Genomic DNA, 18,726 nt, shown 5'->3' with positions numbered 1-18,726 from the left:
GCGTGCAGGATGGGTTGACCAGAGCCGTAAGGCCGTCAGCTGCCGGTGCCCGCCTTGCCCCAGTCCGGACCGGCCCGGTCCCAGGCCTGGTCCCAGCGTGCGTACCGCCTGCGGACCATACGCCAGACGGTCAGCCGCCGGGCGGCTTCCACCAGGCCCGTGGCCAGCAGGGCCGCGCCGGTCCCGGCGAGCACCGCGTGTGTCGTCGCGGTGGGGGAGTCCAGCGGACGGGTCGTTATTCGGCCCTGCGGGTCCGTCCAGAGTCTGAAGTGGTCTCCCCTGTGCGGCGACTTGAGGGCCGCCAGGGTCGGGCCGTGCCGATGGCTGCCGTCCGGTGCGGTCCAGTCCGCGAGGACACGGCGGTGGCTGTCGCGCGCCGTCGAGGTGTCGGGCTCCGTCTCCACCGGGACCCTGCCCAGGTCACGCACGACCGTGGCGGTGACGAGGTGGCGCGTGCGCTGCTGCTCGCGCACGGACCGCTGCAGCGAGTGCTGGGCGGCGGCGCCGACCAGCCATCCGGTCACGGGCGCGGTGACGGCCATGAGTACGAGTGCCACGAGGGCCACCCATGCCTCGGCCAGATCGGTCGTGCGGCGCAGCGGATTGCGCCGCCAGCGCCACAGGCCACTGATCACCCGCATGTCCCCACCCCCTTCCGCTCCGTCATATCCCCCGGCACGGGCGCGCATCCGCGGACCGTGGCGAGAGAGAGCGACATCACGTCAGCCGCGCACGATCACGCACGCGGCTTCTCAGGAAACTCTCATGTCCTCCCAACGACCGGGACCCGCCCCCGGTTCCCCCGTCGTCGGGCCGAGACCGCTGCTACTCCAGCACCCGGACCGGGTCCCCGACCCTGATCGTGCCGGTCGACAGGGGCACGAGGTTCTGGCCGAAGATCAGCCTCGCGCCGACCTTGCGGTGGCGAGCCAGGGTGCGCAGGGGCTCCCGGCCCCGCACGGCGGTGTCCTGGTCGACGGTGGTGACGACACAGCGTCCGCTCGCCTTCGCGACGCGGAAGACCACGTCGCCGACGGAGATCCGCGACCAGTGGTCCTCCGCCCAGGCCTCGGTGCCGGCGACGACGACGTTGGGCCGGAAGCGGTTCATCGGCAGCGGGCCCTCCTGGGCCTGGGTGCCCTCGGCCATCAGGGAGTTCAGGGCGTCGAGTGAGGCGGTCGTGGCGACCAGCAAGGGGTAGCCGTCGGCGAAGCTCACCGTCTCGCCGGGCAGGGCGTACTCGGGATCGACCGGGCGGCGGGTGGCCGGATCGTCCATGTGGACCAGGCGGACGTCCGTCCGCAGATAGGCGCTGCACCAGGCGTGTGCGGCCGCAGCCGCCGGGACCGCCTCGACCTTGGTGCCGAAGACGCTCACCGGCACGGTGCCGGCCGGCTCGGGCACCGGCACCGTCAGCGGTGCGTGACCGGGCGCGGACAGACGAACGCCGCCGCCGGGCAGAAGCTCGGCGGCGGCCAGCGCGAGGCGCGGCTGTTCGCGTTGTGTGACGACCTTTCCCCCGTCGTCGATCAGTGTCCAGCGCCGGTCTCCGGCCAGGCCCCAGGGCTCCACCACAGCCTCCCGGGGTGCCTGACCCCGGAACGCCTTGACCGGATGGACGTGAATCGACTGCACTTCGGCGTTCTCCATGACGCCATGGTGCCAGGGGCACCGACAGCGCCGGTGCGCCGGTCAGTAGCCGCGGTACTGCTGGTTGTTGTAGGGGTCCTGGTAGGGGGCGGGCGCAGGCCGCGGCGCGGCCGGACGCATCGCCTCGTATCCCGTGCCCATCCCCATCGGGCGCTGCTGCTGCGGGGCCTGCGGGCCGGGATAACCCCGAGGCGCGCTCGCCTGCTGCGGGATGTACGCCGTGGGTGCCTGCTGCAGCGGCGCGGGCTGCGGTGTCTGCTGCGGATAGCCGTAGGCGGGGGCCTGCGGGGAGGGGGCCGCCGGGAGGGCGGGCAGTGCCGACGGCAGAGCGGGCAGGCTGCTGCCCATGTCGTAGGCGGCGGGGACCCGGATCGGGGCGATCTGCGGGGTGCCCCGCTCGGCCACGAGCGAGTCGTAGATCGGGGTGTCCGGGAAGGAGGCGGAGTAGTAGCCGCCACCATAAGTGGAGCGGGGGGAGGTCATGGCACATAAGTTAAGCCCACGATGTGCTCGTTGGGGAGACCGATAAGAGGGTTGTTTTCCGTGCCTGCAGTGACCGGGGATCCCCAATCCGAGCGAACTCGGCAAAAATGGACGTCGGGCGACGCTTCAATCGTGTAAAGAGCGAGGTCCTGCGGGGTTACCGCCAGTTGGCCGACGATCTTCCGGCGTCGGTCATCGGCGTGCGCCGTACCCGGGATTAGGTTGTGCGGGTAGGGCTCACCCGGACGACCCGGGGGTGCCCGGAGGCCGACACGGATGGGGGCGGACATGTCAATGTCGAAGGGGTCGAACACGCCGGTGCCGACCACGGCCCTGCGCGTCGAACTGGGCTGGCGCTCGGGACCCGGGGTGCCCGACGCGGACGCCTCCGCGCTGCTGCTCGCCACCGGAAAGGTCCGCTCCGACGCCGACTTCGTCTTCTACAACCAGCCCGCCCACACCTCGGGCGCGGTGCGCCACGAGGGCAAGAGGGGGACCGGCGAGGGCGTGACGGACACCCTTTCCGTCGACCTCGCGCGCGTGGAGGGCGTGATCGAGCGGATCGTCCTCGCCGCCTCCGCCGACGGCGGGACCTTCGGACAGGTCCCCGGCCTCTACATCGAGGTGACCGAGGCCGTGACCGGGCGGACGCTCGCCCGCTTCGACAGCCCGGGCGCGACCGTCGAGACGGCCTTCGTACTCGGTGAGTTCTACCGCCGCCAGGGCGCGTGGAAGTTCCGCGCCGTCGGCCAGGGCTACAGCAGCGGACTCGAAGGCCTCGCAACGGACTTCGGCATCACCGTGGACGAACCCCAGCACGCCGCACCGCCCACCGCGGCGGCCCGGATCACGCCGCCGCCCGTGGCGGCCCCGCCACCGCCGCCCGCGCCGGTGGCACCCGCGCCCTTGCCGCCCGTGCCCTCGGCCCCTCCCACGGCTGCTCCGGCCCCCGCGCCCCAGCCGGTCCGCCTGTCCAAGGTCACCCTCACCAAGACGGCGCCGTCCGTCTCGCTCGCCAAGCAGGGCGGCACCTCCGGAACCATGCGCGTGAACCTCAACTGGCAGATACGCAAAGAGCTTTCCGGCTGGGGCAGGTGGGGAGGCGGGCAGGGAGACCTCGACCTCGACCTGTGCGCCCTGTACGAACTGGCCGACGGCCGCAAAGGCGTCGTCCAGGCCCTCGGCAACGCCTTCGGGTCGCTGCACCGGCCGCCGTACATCCACCTCGACGGCGACGACCGCACCGGCGCCACGGCGAGCGGCGAGAACCTCACCATCAACCTCGACCGCACCAAGGAGTTCCGGCGCATCCTCGTCTTCGTCACCATCTACCAGGGCGCCGCCTCCTTCGCCGGCCTGCACGCCACCGTCACCCTCCAGCCGCAGCACGGCGCCCCGATCGACTTCTCGCTCGACGAGTGCACCGTCCCCTCCACCGTGTGCGCGCTCGCCCGGATCACCAACACGGGCGGCGACCTCATCGTGCAGCGCGAGGCGCGGTACCTGGTGCCGGAGCGCGGAGTAAGCCCGCAACGCACCATGGACCGCGCCTACGGCTGGGGCATGAACTGGACGCCCGGCCGCAAGTGACCGGGTTCAGCCCTCCTCGGGCACGGCGTCGGGACGCGCGTACGTGCGGCCCTTCCAGGCGGCCCCACGCCCCCGGTGGTGCTGCACGGCCGAGTCGACCGTCATCAGCAGGTACAGCAGCGCGGTGAACGGCAGCAGCGGCGCCAGCCACAGCGGCTGCCGGTAGTAGCGCAGCATCGGCAGGTACGTCCCCGCCATCACCGCCCACGCCACGGTGCCGGTGACGGCCGTCGCCGTGCCGCCGCCCGCCGCCCCCACGGCCACCGCGGCCGGCGGCAGCAGATAGACCAGCGCGAGTCCGGCGACCGTACCGAGAAGCAGCAGCGGGTTGTGGCGCAACTGGGCATAGGCGCTGCGCGAGACCATCCGCCACAGGTCGTGCAACCGTGGATACGGCCGCACGCTGTCCACCCGGTCGGCCAGCCCCAGCCAGACGTGCCCTCCGGCGCCCTTCACCGCACGCGCGAGCGCCACGTCGTCGATGACGGCGTGCCGGATGGCCTCCGGGATGCGCGCCTGCTCCGCCATCCCGGTGCGCAGCAGGACACAACCGCCCGCCGCCGCGGCCGTACGCGAGCTCTTGCGACCGATCCACCGGAAGGGATACAGCTGCGCGAAGAAGTACACGAACGCCGGCACCACCAGCCGCTCCCACAGGCTCGCCACCCGCAGCCGCGCCATCTGCGACACGACGTCGAAGCCTCCGGCACGGGCCGCCGCCACCAGCGTGCGCAGGCTGTCCGGTGCGTGAGCGATGTCCGCGTCCGTCAGCAGCAGGTACTCGGGGTCACGCGCGCGTGCCAGGCCGATACCGTGCCGCACCGCCCACAGCTTGCCCGTCCAGCCCGCCGGCGGCTCGCCCGGCGAGCCCACGGTCAGCGGCAGCCCGCCGTGCCGCCGGGACAGCTCGCGCGCCAGCTCCCCGGTGCCGTCGGTGCTCCCGTCGTCCACCAGGACCACCTCGGCCCGGCCCGGATAGTCCTGCGTCAGCAGCGACGGCAGGCTCTCGGGCAGTACGGCGGCCTCGTCGCGGGCCGGTACCACCACACAGACGGACGGCCACGCGTCCGGATCCCGGCGTGGCGGCAGCCGGACGTCCGTGCGCCAGAAGAAGCCCCGGCACAGCAGCAGCCAGCACCAGGCGGCCAGCGACACGACGGTGATCCACAGCAGGGCGCTCACCCCCGCAGTCTGCCCCACCGGAGAGGACCCCGAGGGCCGATCGTCTATCGTGGCCGGGTGAAGATCGCGCTCATGGACTCCGGAATCGGCCTGCTCCCGGCCGCCGCCGCGGTACGGCGGCTGCGGCCCGACGCGGATCTCGTGCTCTCCTGGGACCCGGACGGGATGCCCTGGGGGCCTCGCACTCCGGAGGACATTACGCAGCGGGCCCTGGCCGTGGCCGGGGCCGCCGCCGCCCATGGGCCCGATGTCCTGATCGTCGCCTGCAACACCGCCTCCGTGCACTCGCTGCCGCAGATGCGGGCCCGTTTCGAACCGGATCTGCCGATCATCGGCACCGTGCCGGCGATCAAGCCGGCCGCGGCGGGCGGCGGCCATGTCGCGATCTGGGCCACCCCCGCCACCACGGGCAGCGCCTATCAGCGGAACCTGATCGAACAGTTCGCCACCGGGGTGGCGGTCACCGAGGTGGCCTGCCCCGGCCTCGCGGACGCGGTGCACCACGCGGACGAGGCCGCGATCGAGGCCGCCATCGCCTCCGCCGCCGCGCGCACCCCCGAGGACGTGACCACCGTCGTCCTGGGCTGCACCAACTACGAGCTGGTCGGCGAGCGCATCCGGCGAGCCGTCCAGCGGCCCGGCCGCCCGCCGCTCATACTCCACGGCTCCGCCGGGGCGGTGGCCGCACAGGCCCTGCGCCGGATCGGAGCGGAACCGGATCCGGCCGCCGTCGCCGACACGAGCCTCACGGTGCTGCTCAGCGGGCGCGAGGCCACGCTCCCGGACACGGCCCTGTCCTATGAGGAAGGCCGATTCCTGCAGGCGGTCAGCCCCGTCCGCTGACCGGCCGCGCGACCGGCAACCAGGCCCGGATCCGCCCTGGCCCACTCGGGTCAGTCACCGTCCGCCACTCCCTACCCGCGCAGCGAAACCTGAGTAACCTCATAAACATGAGGGACCACGTCCACGCCGACGACAGCCCGAATCCCGATGTCTGGACCGGGCGCGCCACCAACCGGGTCCAGTGGCTGCTGGCGCTGGTCGGCGCGGCCTGCATGGCGCTCGGTATCGAGCTGGCGGTGGACTCGGCATGGACCTCCGGCGTCGCCCCGCTGGCGATGTCCGTCGTGGGCTGCATCGCCGCCGGCCTGCTGGTCCTCTTCGGCACGCTCGCCTTCGTGCACGTCGACCTCAAGCTCGACAAGGAGTCCCTCGAAGTCCGCTGCGGCCACATGGGGCTGCCGCGCCGCCGCATCCCGCTCTCGCACGTGGCCGGTGCCGACTTCACCGCCCTCGTCACGCCCAGGCACTGGGGTGGCTGGGGCTACCGGTGGCGCCCCGAGAAGGGCACCGCCGTCGTCGTACGCCGGGGCGAGGGCATCGTGCTGCGCCTGTGGGACGGCCACACCTTCACGATCACCGTCGACAACGCGGAGTCGGCGGTACGGGTCATCAGGGCCCGGCTGCGCACCACCGGCCGGGGTTCGGCCCGCTGAGTCCGCGCGCCGCGCGCCGGCGCGCGGCATGCCCTCGCTCAGAGCCGGGGCTCTTTGCCGGTGCGGGGCCACGGCCACGCCGTCGCCCAGCCGGCGAGCAGCCCCGCGCCCACGGTCACCGTGGTGAAGCTCAGCGCGTTGCTCACCGTGGCGCACGCGGCCAGCGCCGTGAGTGCGGCGCCGGCGGTGAGGGCGACCGGGGTGGAGCGGGGCGAGCGCCACAGCGCGTGCAACACCCAGCAGAACACGGCGGCGACCAGGAAGACCCCGACGAGGCCCTGTTCCGCCGCCAGCTGCAGCAGGGCGGAGTGCGGCTTGCCGTCGGCGGACAGCGTCTGCGGCGCCGTGCCGCCCAGCTCGCCCAGCCGTCCCGGACCGACCCCGAGCCCCGGATTCCGGCCCGCCAGCCGCAGGGTGTCCTGCCAGAGTGCCGCCCGGTGCCCGGCCGGCCGGCCCTCGATCACCCCGGCGAGGCCGTCCGGCAGCAGGTCCGAGGCGAGCGCCCAGGCCGTCCCGGCCACCAGGGCCGCCGCCACGGCCGCCAGACCCAGCAGGCACCTGCCACGGCGGGACACCGAGCCCGCGGCGAGCGAACACAGCAGTACGGCCGCACTCGCCACGCAGCCGGCCGCCGACCCCAGCACCGCGCCGGCCGGCACGATCCCGGCGGCCAGCACCCGCAGCACCAGCCGCAGCCCCGGCACGGACGTCGACCAGGCGGCACAGCACGCGGCTCCGGTGGCCAGCGCCAGCAGGGCGGCGGTGCCGCCGGCGTGTCCGAGCGGAGCGGCGTACCGGGGACCGGCGGAGAGTCCCGGCAGCGCCACGGCCAGCGCAAGCCCGGCCGCCGCACCGGCGCAGGGCGCGGCCACCGGCAGCAGTGCCCCGGACACCCGGCCGGCGGCGTGACCGGCTGCCACGGCGAGCACCGCGAGCAGGACACCCTCGGGCCTTCCGTCGTGGGCCGCCGCGGTGATCAGCGACCATGCGGCGCAGGCGCCCAGCAGGATCATGCCCGTGCCGTCAGAAACGTTTCGTCTGGCGTTGGCCGCGTCTCCGTCCAGCCCGGCCGCGGGCCTGGTCTCGGTCGCCCCCACTGCCACCCCTCGTCCCCGTCCCCGCCCTGTCTCCGGCCACGGCCGGGCACGGCGCCGGATCCGGCCGCACCGCCGAGGCTGGGCACACCGTAGCGGCTGATGACCGGTTTGGGGACGAGGTGCGACGGAACGGTTCTTTCCGTGCAGGTGCCCGCTGCCGGTGCCGGCCCTTGGTGCGCGGAGGGGGCCGAGGAGCGCGCAGCAAGGCGGGCAAGCGCTGGCGACCAGCAACGACCGAGGCCGGCGGAGCGGTACGGTCCCCGTACCGCGCTGTCGGCGGCACAGGCCCCGCCGTACACTCACCCGGGTGACCGTCACCGCAACTTCCGTGGACCAGCCGGACCAGCTCCGGTCGCCCTCCGCCTCCGGCGTGCACGGCGGCCGGCTGCTGCGCCTGGTCCCGGCCGTCGCCTCCGCGCTCTGCGGAGTGCTCCTCTACCTCAGCTTCCCGCCGCGCCCCCTGTGGTGGCTGGCGCTGCCCGCCTTCGCCGGTTTCGGCTGGGTGCTGCGCGGCCGCGCCTGGAAGGCGGCCCTCGGCCTCGGCTACCTCTTCGGGCTGGGCTTCCTGCTGCCGCTGCTGGTGTGGACCGGCGTGGAGGTCGGTCCCGGTCCCTGGCTGGCACTCGTCGCCATCGAGGCGGTCTTCATCGCGTTGGTCGGTGCCGGTGTCGCCGCCGTCTCCCGGCTCCCCGCCTGGCCGGTGTGGGCGGCCGCCCTCTGGATCGCGGGCGAGGCGGTACGTGCGCGTGCGCCCTTCCGGGGCTTCCCCTGGGGCAAGATCGCGTTCGGGCAGGCGGACGGCGTCTTCCTGCCGCTCGCCGCGGTGGGCGGCACGCCCGTGCTCGGCTTCGCCGTCGTGCTGTGCGGATTCGGCCTGTACGAGGCAGGCCGGCTGATCGTCGAGCGGCGCCGCACGCGTGCCCTGCGGCGCGGGGCCGCTGCCGCAGCGCTGCTCAGCATGGCCGTTCCGGTGGCGGGCGCGGTCGCCGCCCGGCCCCTGGTCAGCGACAAGGCCGAGGACGGCACCAGGACCGTCGCGGTCATCCAGGGCAACGTGCCGCGATCGGGACTGGAGTTCAGCGCCCAGCGGCGGGCCGTCCTGGACCACCACGTACGTGAGACGCTCAAGCTCGCCGCCGACATCAAGGCGGGGAAGGCACCGAAGCCCGACTACGTGCTGTGGCCCGAGAACTCCTCCGACATCGACCCCTACACCAATCCTGACGCGGCCGCCGTCATCGAGGGCGCGGCCAAGGCGGTCGGTGTGCCCGTCTCGGTCGGAGGCGTCGTCGAGAAGGACGGCAAACTGCTCAACGAGCAGATCCTGTGGGACCCGGTCAAGGGGCCGACGCAGACCTACGACAAGCGGCAGATACAGCCGTTCGGCGAGTACCTCCCGCTGCGCGGGCTCGTCGGCGCGGTCAACAAGAACTGGACCGGCATGGTCCGGCAGGACTTCAGCCGGGGCGGCACGCCGGGCGTGTTCGACATCGACGGCGCCAAGGTGGGCCTCGCCACCTGCTACGAGGCCGCGTTCGACTGGGCCGTGCGGGACACCGTGACGCACGGCGCGGAGATGATCTCCGTCCCGAGCAACAACGCGACCTTCGACCGCAGCGAGATGACCTACCAGCAGCTCGCCATGTCCCGGATCCGCGCCGTCGAACACAGCCGCACGGTGACCGTGCCGGTGACCAGCGGCGTGAGCGCGATCATCATGCCGGACGGGAGGATCACCCAGAAGACCGGCATGTTCGTGCCCGCCTATCTCGTGCAGAAGGTGCCGCTGCGCACGTCGAAGACCCCGGCGACCGAGCTGGGCATCCTGCCGGAGGTCGCCCTGGTGCTGGTCGCAGCGGGCGGGCTCGGCTGGGCGATCGGGTCGGGGCTGCGCCGTCGGCGCGCGGGTGGCGTGTAGCCGTACGACCGGCATCCGCCTCCGAAACGGTGCGTATCCTCCCTGAACGGCCGGGGGAGCGCGTGCCCGGCCGGTTAGGGTCGGGCCCATGGCTACTCCTGACTTCATCCGCACGCTCCGGGCCTCCGCCGGCCCGCAGTTGCTCTGGCTTCCCGGGATCACCGCGATTGTTTTCGACGACGAGGGCAGGGTGCTTCTGGGCCGACGGTCCGACACCCGAAAGTGGGCGGTGATCGCCGGCATCCCGGAGCCGGGTGAGCAGCCTGCGGCCTGCGCCGTGCGGGAGGTCTTCGAGGAGACGGCGGTGCACTGCGTGGCCGAGCGGGTCGTCCTGGTCCAGGCCCTGAACCCGATCACCTACCCCAACGGTGACTGCTGCCAGTTCATGGACATCACCATCCGCTGCCGGGCCGTGGGCGGCGAGGCCCGGGTCAACGACGACGAGTCCCTGGAAGTGGGCTGGTTCGAGGTCGACGCGCTGCCCGATCTCCAGGAGTTCGGCCGCTTCCGGATCAAGCAGGCCATGTCCGAGGCCCCCACATGGTTTGACCCTACGGCTGTGGGCTGAAGTATGGGTTGCCACCACATGGGGTGACGGGTGGCTTCCGCTTAGGGTCGGCACATGACCTCGCCCAGCCGGCTGCCCGGCCTGCGCCCGCAGCCCCTCTCTCTCGACCTCGGCGGCCGCACCGCCCTCGTCACCGGTGCCGCCAGCGGCATCGGCCGCGCCTGCGCCCTGCGGCTCGCCGCCGCCGGTGCCCAGGTGCGCGCCGTCGACCGGGACGCGACCGGTCTGGCCGAGCTGGCCCAGCACGCGGAACGCACCGGCGACCTGGTGGGCGCCGTCGTACCGCACGTCGTGGACCTCACCGACCTGGACGCCGCCGAACGCGCCGCCGCCGGCACCGACGTGCTGGTCAACAACGCCGGACTGCAACTGGTCCGCCCGCTCGACGAGTTCCCGCCCGAGGTCTTCCACACCGTGCTGACGGTGATGCTGGAGGCGCCGTTCCGCCTCATCCGTGGTGCCCTGCCGCACATGTACGCACAGGGCTGGGGCCGGATCGTCAATGTGTCCTCCGTCCATGGGCTGCGCGCCTCCGCTTTCAAGTCCGCCTATGTGGCCGCCAAACACGGTCTGGAGGGCCTGTCGAAGACGGCCGCTCTGGAAGGCGCCGCCCATGGGGTGACCTCGAACTGTGTGAACCCGGCCTATGTGCGCACGCCCCTGGTCGAGAAGCAGATCGCCGACCAGGCGCAGGCGCACGGCATTCCCGAGGAGCGGGTGCTGTCCGAGGTCCTGCTGAAGGACAGCGCGGTGCAGCGGCTCATCGAACCGGAGGAGGTCGCCGAGGCGGTGGCCTACCTGTGCAGCCCGCAGGCGTCCTTCGTCACCGGTACCTCGCTGGTGCTCGACGGCGGATGGACGGCCCACTGAAGGGCCCGGCGGCGCCCGGCCCCAGAGTTTTCCACAGGCCTGACGGGCCGGGCGGCCGATACGGAATCCTGTGACCATGTCCCGCGATCACGTTCAGTCGGCACCCAGCGGCAGCGCCGAGGCCGCGTACCTCGAACTGCTGGCCCGCGACGCCTCCCCGGAGGCGTACGAGCAGCCGGTGCTGCTCGCCCGTGCCGAGGGCAGACCGGCCGACCGCATCGCCGCGCTGGAACGGGCCAAGCGGCTCGCCCTGCGCGTACGGGCCGAACTGGAGGGACGCCGACGGCGCGAGGCCGAACTGTCCGCGCTCTTCGAAACGGCCCACGACCTCGCGGGCCTGCGCGATCTCGACGCCGTCCTGCAGGCCATCGTGCAGCGCGCCCGCTCCCTGCTCGGCACGGACGTCGCCTACCTCACCCTGAACGACCCGGCGCGCGGCGACACCTACATGCGGGTCACGGAGGGCTCCGTCTCCGCCCGCTTCCAGCAACTGCGCCTCGGCATGGGCGAAGGGCTCGGCGGCCTGGTCGCCCAGACGACCCGGCCGTACGTCACGGACGACTACTTCAAGGACGCCCGCTTCCAGCACACCCTCACCATCGACGCCGGCGTCCGCGACGAAGGCCTGGTCGCCATCCTCGGCGTCCCCCTCATGCTCGGCCCGCACGTCATCGGCGTCCTGTTCGCCGCCGACCGCCGGGAACGCGTCTTCGAACGCGCCCAGATCGCCCTGCTCGGCTCCTTCGCCGCGCTCGCCGCAGCCGCGATCGACACCGCCCATCTGCTCACCGAGACCCGCGCCGCCCTGGCCGGCCTGGAGCGCGCCAACGAGATCATCCGGGACCGCAGCGCCGTCATCGAGCGTGCCTCCGACGTGCACGACCGGCTCGCCGAACTCGTCCTGCACGGCGGCGGGGTGCACGACGTGGCGGCCGCCGTCTCCCAAGTCCTCGACGGCACCGTCGAGTTCACCGAGGCGGAGGCAGCACCGGCAGAGGCACTGGAGGCGTCCCGCGCCGAGGGACACGCCGTACGGCTCGGCAGCGACTGGATCGCCGCCGTCGCAGCCGGCGGCGAACTCCTCGGCGCGCTGGTCCTGCGCGGGCACCCCGGCCTCGACCCCGTCGACCAGCGCACCCTTGAACGCGCGGCGATGGTCACCTCGCTGCTCCAGCTCGCCCGCCGCTCGGCGGCCGAGGCCGAACAGCGCGTGCGCGGCGAGCTGCTGGACGACCTGCTGGACGCGCGCGACCGGGATCCGCGCCTGCTGCGCGAACGCGCCGCCCGGCTCGACGCCGACCTGGACGCCACCCATGTCGTGCTCGCCGCCCGCCTCGACGGCCCGGCGGCCGACGCCGAGGAGGAGGCCGCGGCCCGCCGTCGCCTGTGGTCGGCCGCCTCCCACCTCGCCGCGACCCGGCAGGGCCTGGCCGCCGCACGCGACGGCGGCACCGTCCTGCTGCTGCCGCTCACCGCCGGCGACACCGCCACCGAGGTGGCCCGCCGCACGGCCCGCCATCTGGGCACAGCCGTCCACCAACCCGTCACAGTCGGCGCCTCGGCCCCGGTCACCGACCTCACCGTGCGCCCCGAGGCCGTCGCCGCCGCCTACGCCGAGGGCCGTCGCTGTCTGGAGGCGCTGCACCTGCTGGGCCGGGCCGGGGACGGCGCGGCGGCCGAGGACTTCGGCTTCCTCGGTCTGCTCCTCGCAGGCGACCGGGACGTCGCCGGCTTCGTCGACCGCACCATCGGCCCGGTCGTGTCCTACGACGAGCGCCGTGGCACGGAACTGCTGCACACCCTGGACGCCTACTTCGCCTGCGGGATGAGTCCCGCCCGCACCAAGGACGCCTTGCACGTCCATGTGAACACGGTCGCCCAGCGGCTGGAGCGGGTGGGCCGGCTGCTGGGGGAGGACTGGCAGACCCCGGCCCGCGCCCTGGAGATCCAACTGGCCCTCAGGCTGCACCGGTTGGCGGCCTCGGACAGACACTGATCCCCGTACGGACTGCCGTACGGGGATCACGGGTGCAGCACTCCCCGGTCAGACCGTCCGCGCCTCGGCGGCAGGACTGGCACCGGCGGACTCGCCGCTCTCGTCCTCGACGCGGGCGAGATCCCGGTGCCGCGTCTCCCGGGCCACTCCCACGGCAACCAGGGTCAGCACCGCGGCGGCGATCACGTACAGCGCGATCGGGGTGGAGCTGCCGTAGTCGTCGAGCAGTGCGGTGGCGATGAGCGGGGCCGGCGCGCCCGCCGCCACGGAGGCGAACTGGGCGCCGATGGACGCGCCCGAGTACCGCATCCGGGTGGCGAACATCTCGGCGAAGAAGGCGGCTTGGGGTGCGTACATGGCGCCGTGCAGTACGAGCCCGACGGTCACGGCCATGACCAGGTACCCGAACGAACCGGTGTCCGTGAGAGAGAAGAACGGGAACATCCACAGCCCGACTCCGGCCGCGCCGAACAGATACACCGGCCGCCGGCCGACCCGGTCGGACAGCGCGCCCCAGGCCGGGATGACGGCGAAGTGCACGGCGGAACCGATGAGCACGGCGTTGAGCGCGGTCTGCTTGGAGACGTCGGCCGAGGTGGTGGCGTAGACCAGGATGAAGGCGGTGATGACGTAGTAGCTGATGTTCTCGGCCATGCGCGCGCCCATCGCCACCAGTATGTCCCGCCAGTGGTGCCGCAGTACGGAGACGAGCGGCAGCTTCTCCGGCTCGTCCGCGCGCCGGGCCTCGACCCGCGCCAAGGCTTCCTTGAACACGGGCGATTCATCGACGGACAGTCGAATCCACAGGCCGATGAGCACGAGCACGCCGGAGAGCAGGAACGGGATCCGCCAGCCCCATGTCCCGAAGGCGTCGTCGGAGAGCACGGCGGTCAGCAGCGAGAGCACACCGGTCGCGAGCAACTGCCCCGCCGGCGCGCCGGTCTGCGGCCACGAGGCCCAGAAACCACGCCGCCGGGCATCCCCATGCTCCGACACCAGCAGAACGGCACCGCCCCACTCACCGCCGAGCGCGAACCCCTGCACGAGCCGCAGCACGGTGAGGAGTACGGGCGCGGCGGACCCGACGGTGGCGTGCGTGGGCAACAGCCCGATGGCGAACGTCGCCCCGCCCATCAGCACCAGGCTCAGCACCAGCAGCTTCTTGCGCCCCAGCCGGTCACCGTAGTGCCCGAACACGAGCGCTCCCAACGGACGGGCCGCGAACCCGACGGCATACGTCAGAAACGACAGCAACGTCCCGACGAGCGGGTCGGAGCCCGGAAAGAACAGTTTGTTGAACACCAGCGCGGCGGCCGAGCCGTAGAGGAAGAAGTCGTACCACTCGATGGTGGTGCCGATGAGGCTGGCGGCGACGATGCGGGGGAGGTTGGACGGGGCTGGCGGAGCGGTTGCGGGGGAGGACATCGGCACCACTTCCTGGCGTTCGACGGGGACGTTTGCGTGTCGCCACACCGTAGGAACGTGCAGGTCAGAGGCGTATGTGGTGGGACACCATAGTTTTGGGACTGGGAGTGCGTGCGCACCCCATGGGGGGCGCTGCCGGGGCCTCGGTGACGGCCTCAATGGGACTGAGGCGGGCGCTGTCCGAGTTGCGCTGTTCGGGCATGATTGGGAGGCGACGCACAGACCTGGCGGTGTCCGCGGCGCCGGCCCGTCGGTCACCGCGGCCGGTGGTGCGGTGGTCCGTGCCGATAATCTTGTGCTCGTTTGGGGGCCGAGCGGGGCCCCGGTGGTCTGCGGACCACGGGCGCGCAGCGCACGCGGCCCGGCGGGCGAGGGGGATGTTGAGACCGATGGGTGATGACACCACGGGTGAGGCGGGTGCCGGATCGCGCACGGTGGGCCACGGCCGGTACATGCTGCAGCGGCTACTGGGCCAGGGCGGGATGGCGACCGTCCACCTCGCACACGACTCCGTGCTGGGGCGCCTGGTGGCGGTCAAGACGCTCCACACCGGCCTGGGGCACGACCCGTCGTTCCGCGAACGGTTCCGCCGCGAGGCACAGGCGGTGGCGCGGCTGAGCCACACCAACATCGTGGCGGTGTTCGACAGCGGTGAAGACGTCGTTCCGGACGTCGGCCCGGTGCCGTACATCGTCATGGAGTACGTCGAGGGCGCGTCGCTGTCCGCACTGCTCCGAGAGGAGATCGACAAGCACGACGCGATGACCTGCGACCGTGCTCTGAGGATCACCGCGGATGTGCTCGCGGCGCTGGCCGCCTCTCATGAACAGGGACTGGTTCACAGGGACATCAAGCCGGGCAATGTGATGGTCACCCCGCGCGGGGTGGTGAAGGTGATGGATTTCGGCATCGCCCGCGCTCTGGAGTCCGGTGTCACGTCCATGACGCAGACGGGTGCGGTGGTGGGCACGCCCCAGTACCTTGCACCGGAGCAGGCGCTGGGCAGGAGCATCGACGCCCGAACCGACCTGTACTCGGTGGGGTGCATGCTGTTCGAACTTCTCACCGGGCGGCCGCCGTTCGACGGGGACACCGCCTTCTCCATCGCCTACCAGCACATCCAGGAGCAGCCGCCGGCGCCGTCCAGCATCAACCAGGCGATCAGCTCGGCGGTGGACGCGCTGGTGGCCCGGGCGCTGAGCAAGGACCCGGCGCTCCGCTTCCCTACCGCCGAGGCGATGCGGGATGAGGTGGAGAGGGTGCTCTCGGGCCTGCAGAGCGGCGTGCAGTCGCCGCATGGAGCGGTGCCGGGCCTCACGGGTGTCACACCAGCGAAACACCCGCGGCGCCGACGTGTCGCATGTGCCGCCGGTGCGGCCGTGGTCTTCGCGGCCGGTGGAACGGCCGCGGCCCAGCTCTTGCCGGACCACACCGGGCCCGCCAAGGTTTCGCAGAGCGAGCCGTCCGGGAAGAGAAGCAGCCGCGCATCCGAAGGCTTCACCGCAGCGTCACCGTGGCGGCTCGTCGTCAGCGACCAGATCGGGGGCCGGGACAATGGCTGCACCGTTACGCTGACCAACACCGAAACCGGTCAGCAGCAGGAATTTGAGAACTACGGCACCAAGTCGTTCCTGGTACACACCTCAGGACCGTTTCGCTGGGCGGCCAACAACTCGGGCTGCCAGGTGATCCACCGATCCGGAGCGGGAGCGGCGGTGCCGCCCTTCACCCGCCAGTACGGCACGGGCGACACCGAAGCCTTCAGTCCGCGGGGGCCGATATCCGTGAGAGTGATGGACTTCAACGGCGCTGGCGACTGCAGGCTCGATCTACGCGACGCTACGAACGGAGAGGCCGTCGACCTGGGAACAGTTTCCAAAGGCGGCGGCCCGCTCAAGCTCGACCCGAGCGGACACACCCAGGTATACCTCGCTGATCTGCAGTGCAGCGTGAAGGTCACCGCAGCCCGCCGATGAGAGGGACGGACGAACGCGCACGGCACCCCGGACAGGACCCGCACGAGTCTGCGGGTGTGCGGGCCTTGAGCGGAGCCATGAGGAACTGGTGCGCTTAGTGGGGCCGGGCCATGACGTATCGCTGCCGGAGCCAGGACCGTGGAGTCGTGCAGTGTGTTCGAGGTCCCAGTCCAGCGACGCCGAGGAAGACGGGCCGCAGTCCCAGAGCTGGTCCGCGAGAGGAAACTGGTCTTCGAAGGTGGGACAGCACTCGTGCTCGCTGCGTCATGCCCAGCAGGCGTTCAGCGCATACGGGCGTTGGTGTCGAAGAGTGCCAGTTCGTGGGGGAGCAGGCGATGCTGGGCGATCACGCTGCGGCCGGCCACCTTCCACAGGCCCACGGCCTCGGTTGAGGCGAGCGACGGCGTCTTGCCCGGGCGGCCAGGGTGTTCCGGCGGTACGAACTCCCCGGGCGGAACGGTGCGTGGGCGGTACTCGGCGCGGCCGCCGTCTTCCACGGCCGCGCCGAGTGGTTTTCCCTGCGAGCCGGACGAAACCTGCGGTTCGCCGGGTGTTGCGAGTGGCGCGTCCCAGACTGGGCGGCCAGGGACCGAGGGCCACCGGCCAGGGACCCGTCGGTCGTCAGAGGGGCTTGATGACAACCTTCTTGAGGAACGCGTAACCCGGGAACCTGAAGACTTGGCCCTCGCGGTTGAGGTCCTTGTCCTTCTGCTCGCCCATCGCGGTGACGTAGGTGACGGTCACCTGCATGGGCTTGCCGTCGGCGGGCTTGAGGTTGATCGCTTCGAACGGGGTCAGGTTCTGGACGTCCGTCGTGGTGCCCTGGCCGGTGAAGCAGAGTCCCTCGTCACCGGTCTGGAGCCGGACGAAGAGGTGGCTCCCGGGAGTGGTGTGGTGCGCGTCGCAGCGGTGGATGACGGGGGCCGCGGGAGCGGCCGCCCCGGCGGGGGCGGCGAGAGAGACAAGACCGAAGCCGGCCGCGAGTGCGGCCAGTCCGACTACCGTCTTCTGCCTGATGGTGATCACGAAGTTCTCCTTCTGGCGACAGTGGTGTCGAGAGCCCGGGATCAGTTCAGGACCTGCTGCTGGACCACGATGTGGCCGGCGTCGGGGTTGAGGCTGCCGCCGAGACGGCCGAAGGCACCGTCGGTCAGGTCGAGGCACTTCGGTTCCTGCGGCGTCTGCTGGAAGGTGCCGCGGTCGTTGATGCGCACGACGAGGGACTTGCCGTTCGCGACGTTGGTCACCTTCACACGGGTCCCGAACGGCAGTTGCGGATTGCGTGTCAGTGAGGTCGCCGCGGTGTTCTTGTTGTTGTCGAAGACCTCGCCGCTGGCCGTGAGGGCCCCGGGGGGTATGGGACCGTAGTGCGTCGCCCAGCAGGTCCCGGCCTGCGGGGCCCTGGGCGCGGCCGAACTCGCCGGGGAGAGCGCCAGTACGGCGGCCAGCGCGACGGCCCCTGCGGCCAGTGGGACGTAGAGCTTTCGCTTGCTCATGCTCGTTCCTCGTTTCATGTGGCTTCGTTTCACGGCGTGGTGGACCGGTGAAGGGAGCGTTGTGTTCCTTGTCCGTGGCGGCATGCGTGCGCCCGGCCCGGCTGTTGCCGGATGAAGGGGGGCTGTTTCTCAACCGGCCGCGCGATAGGCGGCGCCCACCTCGTTGGCCGTCGCACCGTTGTAGAGTCCGGTGCCGTCACCGCGGCTGGTGGAGAGGGTGAACCATGCATACCGTTCGACGAACGGCAGCCCCTGCAGCATGGCGGTCGACTGCTTCACGAACGCGGCCTGCTGTGCCTGTGTCGGATACCTCGGGGCGCCGGTGGAGAAGTCGATCAGTGCGTACTCGGTGAGCCAGATCGGCTTCTTGTAGCGGTTGTAGGTGGCCTGGAGGTAGTTCCGCAGCTGGGCTGTCGCATGCGTGGCGTCGAAGTCCCCGCCGTACCAGTGCAGGGGAATGAAGTCGACCTTGTAGTGACGGCCGGCGGCGCCCTTCATGAAGCGGTCGAGCCAGCCGTCCGCGACATCGGCGCCGGTGGCGACGGCGGGCGCTCCGAGCCGCATGCCGGTCGACTGCAGCCGGGGCCACAGATCGAGCGCCTGCGGCACGGTCATGTCGGCCTGCCCCGGCATATCGGGTTCGTTGAACCCGAGCAGGGTTTTGCCCTGCTGTTCGGCCTGACCGAGTTCCGTATCGGTCACCGAGCCTTTGCCCCAGATCATGGGCACGAATTCGACCCCGGACGGCGGTGTGATCTGCTGCTTGCCCGAGGACCAGGTGTAGAACCAACCGGCTTTCGAGTCGGCCAGCGCGTTGGTGACGCCGGTGAAGTTCCAGGCGCTGACACCCTTCTTCTTCACCGTGGCGGAGGACGCGTTCACCGCACCGGTGGGGGTGCCCGCATGATTGCCGAACGCGAGCAGGGTCAGAGCCGCCAGAATCACGGCGAGACCACGTAAGTCGGGTGTTTTTCGCATG

At 71.8% G+C, this 18,726-nt stretch carries 18 protein-coding genes; 8 read left to right on the top strand and 10 right to left on the bottom strand.

What is annotated here, in order from left to right:
* Positions 1-35: 35 nt before the first annotated feature.
* The 3 genes from ACIGXP_RS01880 to ACIGXP_RS01870 form a co-directional block, all read right to left on the bottom strand.
* Positions 36-641: a hypothetical protein gene (locus ACIGXP_RS01880; protein ID WP_399762968.1), complete on the bottom strand. Its 606-nt coding sequence runs from the start codon at positions 639-641 to the stop codon at positions 36-38.
* Positions 642-825: 184 nt separating this feature from the next.
* Positions 826-1,650 (bottom strand): MOSC domain-containing protein, encoded by an 825-nt coding sequence (locus ACIGXP_RS01875; protein ID WP_399762967.1) that lies wholly within the window; start codon positions 1,648-1,650, stop codon positions 826-828.
* A 42-nt stretch (positions 1,651-1,692) separates the two neighbouring features.
* On the bottom strand, positions 1,693-2,133 hold the full coding sequence (locus ACIGXP_RS01870) for a DUF6643 family protein (protein ID WP_363217803.1): 441 nt from the start codon (positions 2,131-2,133) through the stop codon (positions 1,693-1,695).
* Positions 2,134-2,427: 294 nt separating this feature from the next.
* On the opposite strand from ACIGXP_RS01870, the gene ACIGXP_RS01865 reads away from it, so the two are divergent.
* A complete protein-coding gene (locus ACIGXP_RS01865) occupies positions 2,428-3,723 on the top strand; it encodes a TerD family protein (RefSeq protein ID WP_399763528.1) in 1,296 nt (431 codons plus the stop codon).
* 6 nt (positions 3,724-3,729) lie between these two features.
* On the opposite strand, the gene ACIGXP_RS01860 is transcribed toward ACIGXP_RS01865, so the two are convergent.
* On the bottom strand, positions 3,730-4,923 hold the full coding sequence (locus ACIGXP_RS01860) for a glycosyltransferase (RefSeq protein ID WP_399762965.1): 1,194 nt from the start codon (positions 4,921-4,923) through the stop codon (positions 3,730-3,732).
* A 39-nt stretch (positions 4,924-4,962) separates the two neighbouring features.
* Here ACIGXP_RS01860 and ACIGXP_RS01855 point away from each other — a divergent pair, with 39 nt between their 5' ends.
* Both ACIGXP_RS01855 and ACIGXP_RS01850 read left to right on the top strand, forming a co-directional pair.
* Entirely contained in the window at positions 4,963-5,748 is a 786-nt protein-coding gene (locus ACIGXP_RS01855; RefSeq protein WP_363217805.1) for an aspartate/glutamate racemase family protein, read from the top strand.
* Between the two features lie 107 nt (positions 5,749-5,855).
* Positions 5,856-6,401, top strand: a complete 546-nt coding sequence (locus tag ACIGXP_RS01850) for a hypothetical protein (protein WP_363217806.1) — start codon at positions 5,856-5,858, stop codon at positions 6,399-6,401.
* Between the two features lie 38 nt (positions 6,402-6,439).
* On the opposite strand, the gene ACIGXP_RS01845 is transcribed toward ACIGXP_RS01850, so the two are convergent.
* Complete coding sequence (locus ACIGXP_RS01845) at positions 6,440-7,414, bottom strand: O-antigen ligase family protein (RefSeq protein WP_399763525.1); 975 nt, start codon at positions 7,412-7,414, stop codon at positions 6,440-6,442.
* A 391-nt stretch (positions 7,415-7,805) separates the two neighbouring features.
* Here ACIGXP_RS01845 and lnt point away from each other — a divergent pair, with 391 nt between their 5' ends.
* The 4 genes from lnt (at position 7,806) to ACIGXP_RS01825 (ending at position 12,850) form a co-directional block, all read left to right on the top strand.
* Positions 7,806-9,416, top strand: coding sequence for an apolipoprotein N-acyltransferase (lnt, locus tag ACIGXP_RS01840; protein ID WP_399762962.1), 1,611 nt, complete (start codon positions 7,806-7,808; stop codon positions 9,414-9,416).
* An 88-nt stretch (positions 9,417-9,504) separates the two neighbouring features.
* Positions 9,505-9,984, top strand: coding sequence for an NUDIX domain-containing protein (locus ACIGXP_RS01835; protein WP_363217808.1), 480 nt, complete (start codon positions 9,505-9,507; stop codon positions 9,982-9,984).
* A gap of 54 nt (positions 9,985-10,038) precedes the next feature.
* The gene (locus ACIGXP_RS01830; RefSeq protein WP_399762959.1) at positions 10,039-10,854 is read left to right on the top strand and encodes a 3-hydroxybutyrate dehydrogenase; all 816 of its coding nucleotides are present in this window, start codon (positions 10,039-10,041) and stop codon (positions 10,852-10,854) included.
* A gap of 76 nt (positions 10,855-10,930) precedes the next feature.
* On the top strand, positions 10,931-12,850 hold the full coding sequence (locus ACIGXP_RS01825) for a helix-turn-helix domain-containing protein (RefSeq protein ID WP_399762958.1): 1,920 nt from the start codon (positions 10,931-10,933) through the stop codon (positions 12,848-12,850).
* Between the two features lie 48 nt (positions 12,851-12,898).
* On the opposite strand, the gene ACIGXP_RS01820 is transcribed toward ACIGXP_RS01825, so the two are convergent.
* Positions 12,899-14,275, bottom strand: coding sequence for an MFS transporter (locus ACIGXP_RS01820; protein ID WP_399762956.1), 1,377 nt, complete (start codon positions 14,273-14,275; stop codon positions 12,899-12,901).
* A 389-nt stretch (positions 14,276-14,664) separates the two neighbouring features.
* On the opposite strand from ACIGXP_RS01820, the gene ACIGXP_RS01815 reads away from it, so the two are divergent.
* Entirely contained in the window at positions 14,665-16,251 is a 1,587-nt protein-coding gene (locus ACIGXP_RS01815; protein ID WP_399763522.1) for a protein kinase, read from the top strand.
* A gap of 281 nt (positions 16,252-16,532) precedes the next feature.
* Here ACIGXP_RS01815 and ACIGXP_RS01810 read toward each other — a convergent pair whose 3' ends face one another.
* The 4 genes from ACIGXP_RS01810 to ACIGXP_RS01795 form a co-directional block, all read right to left on the bottom strand.
* Positions 16,533-16,748 carry a hypothetical protein gene (locus ACIGXP_RS01810; RefSeq protein WP_399763584.1) on the bottom strand — a complete coding sequence of 72 codons (216 nt, stop codon included), beginning with the start codon at positions 16,746-16,748 and terminating at the stop codon, positions 16,533-16,535.
* A 124-nt stretch (positions 16,749-16,872) separates the two neighbouring features.
* A complete protein-coding gene (locus tag ACIGXP_RS01805; protein ID WP_399762954.1) occupies positions 16,873-17,277 on the bottom strand; it encodes a hypothetical protein in 405 nt (134 codons plus the stop codon).
* Between the two features lie 41 nt (positions 17,278-17,318).
* Positions 17,319-17,747, bottom strand: coding sequence for a septal ring lytic transglycosylase RlpA family protein (locus ACIGXP_RS01800; RefSeq protein WP_399762952.1), 429 nt, complete (start codon positions 17,745-17,747; stop codon positions 17,319-17,321).
* Between the two features lie 129 nt (positions 17,748-17,876).
* Entirely contained in the window at positions 17,877-18,725 is an 849-nt protein-coding gene (locus tag ACIGXP_RS01795) for a glycoside hydrolase family protein (RefSeq protein WP_399762951.1), read from the bottom strand.
* Position 18,726: the final 1 nt, after the last annotated feature.

The organism is Streptomyces sp. NPDC053069, assembly GCF_044546895.1.
In the GTDB taxonomy this organism is placed as follows: Bacteria; Actinomycetota; Actinomycetes; order Streptomycetales; family Streptomycetaceae; genus Streptomyces.
This window is presented reverse-complemented; position numbering and strand designations above follow the sequence as displayed.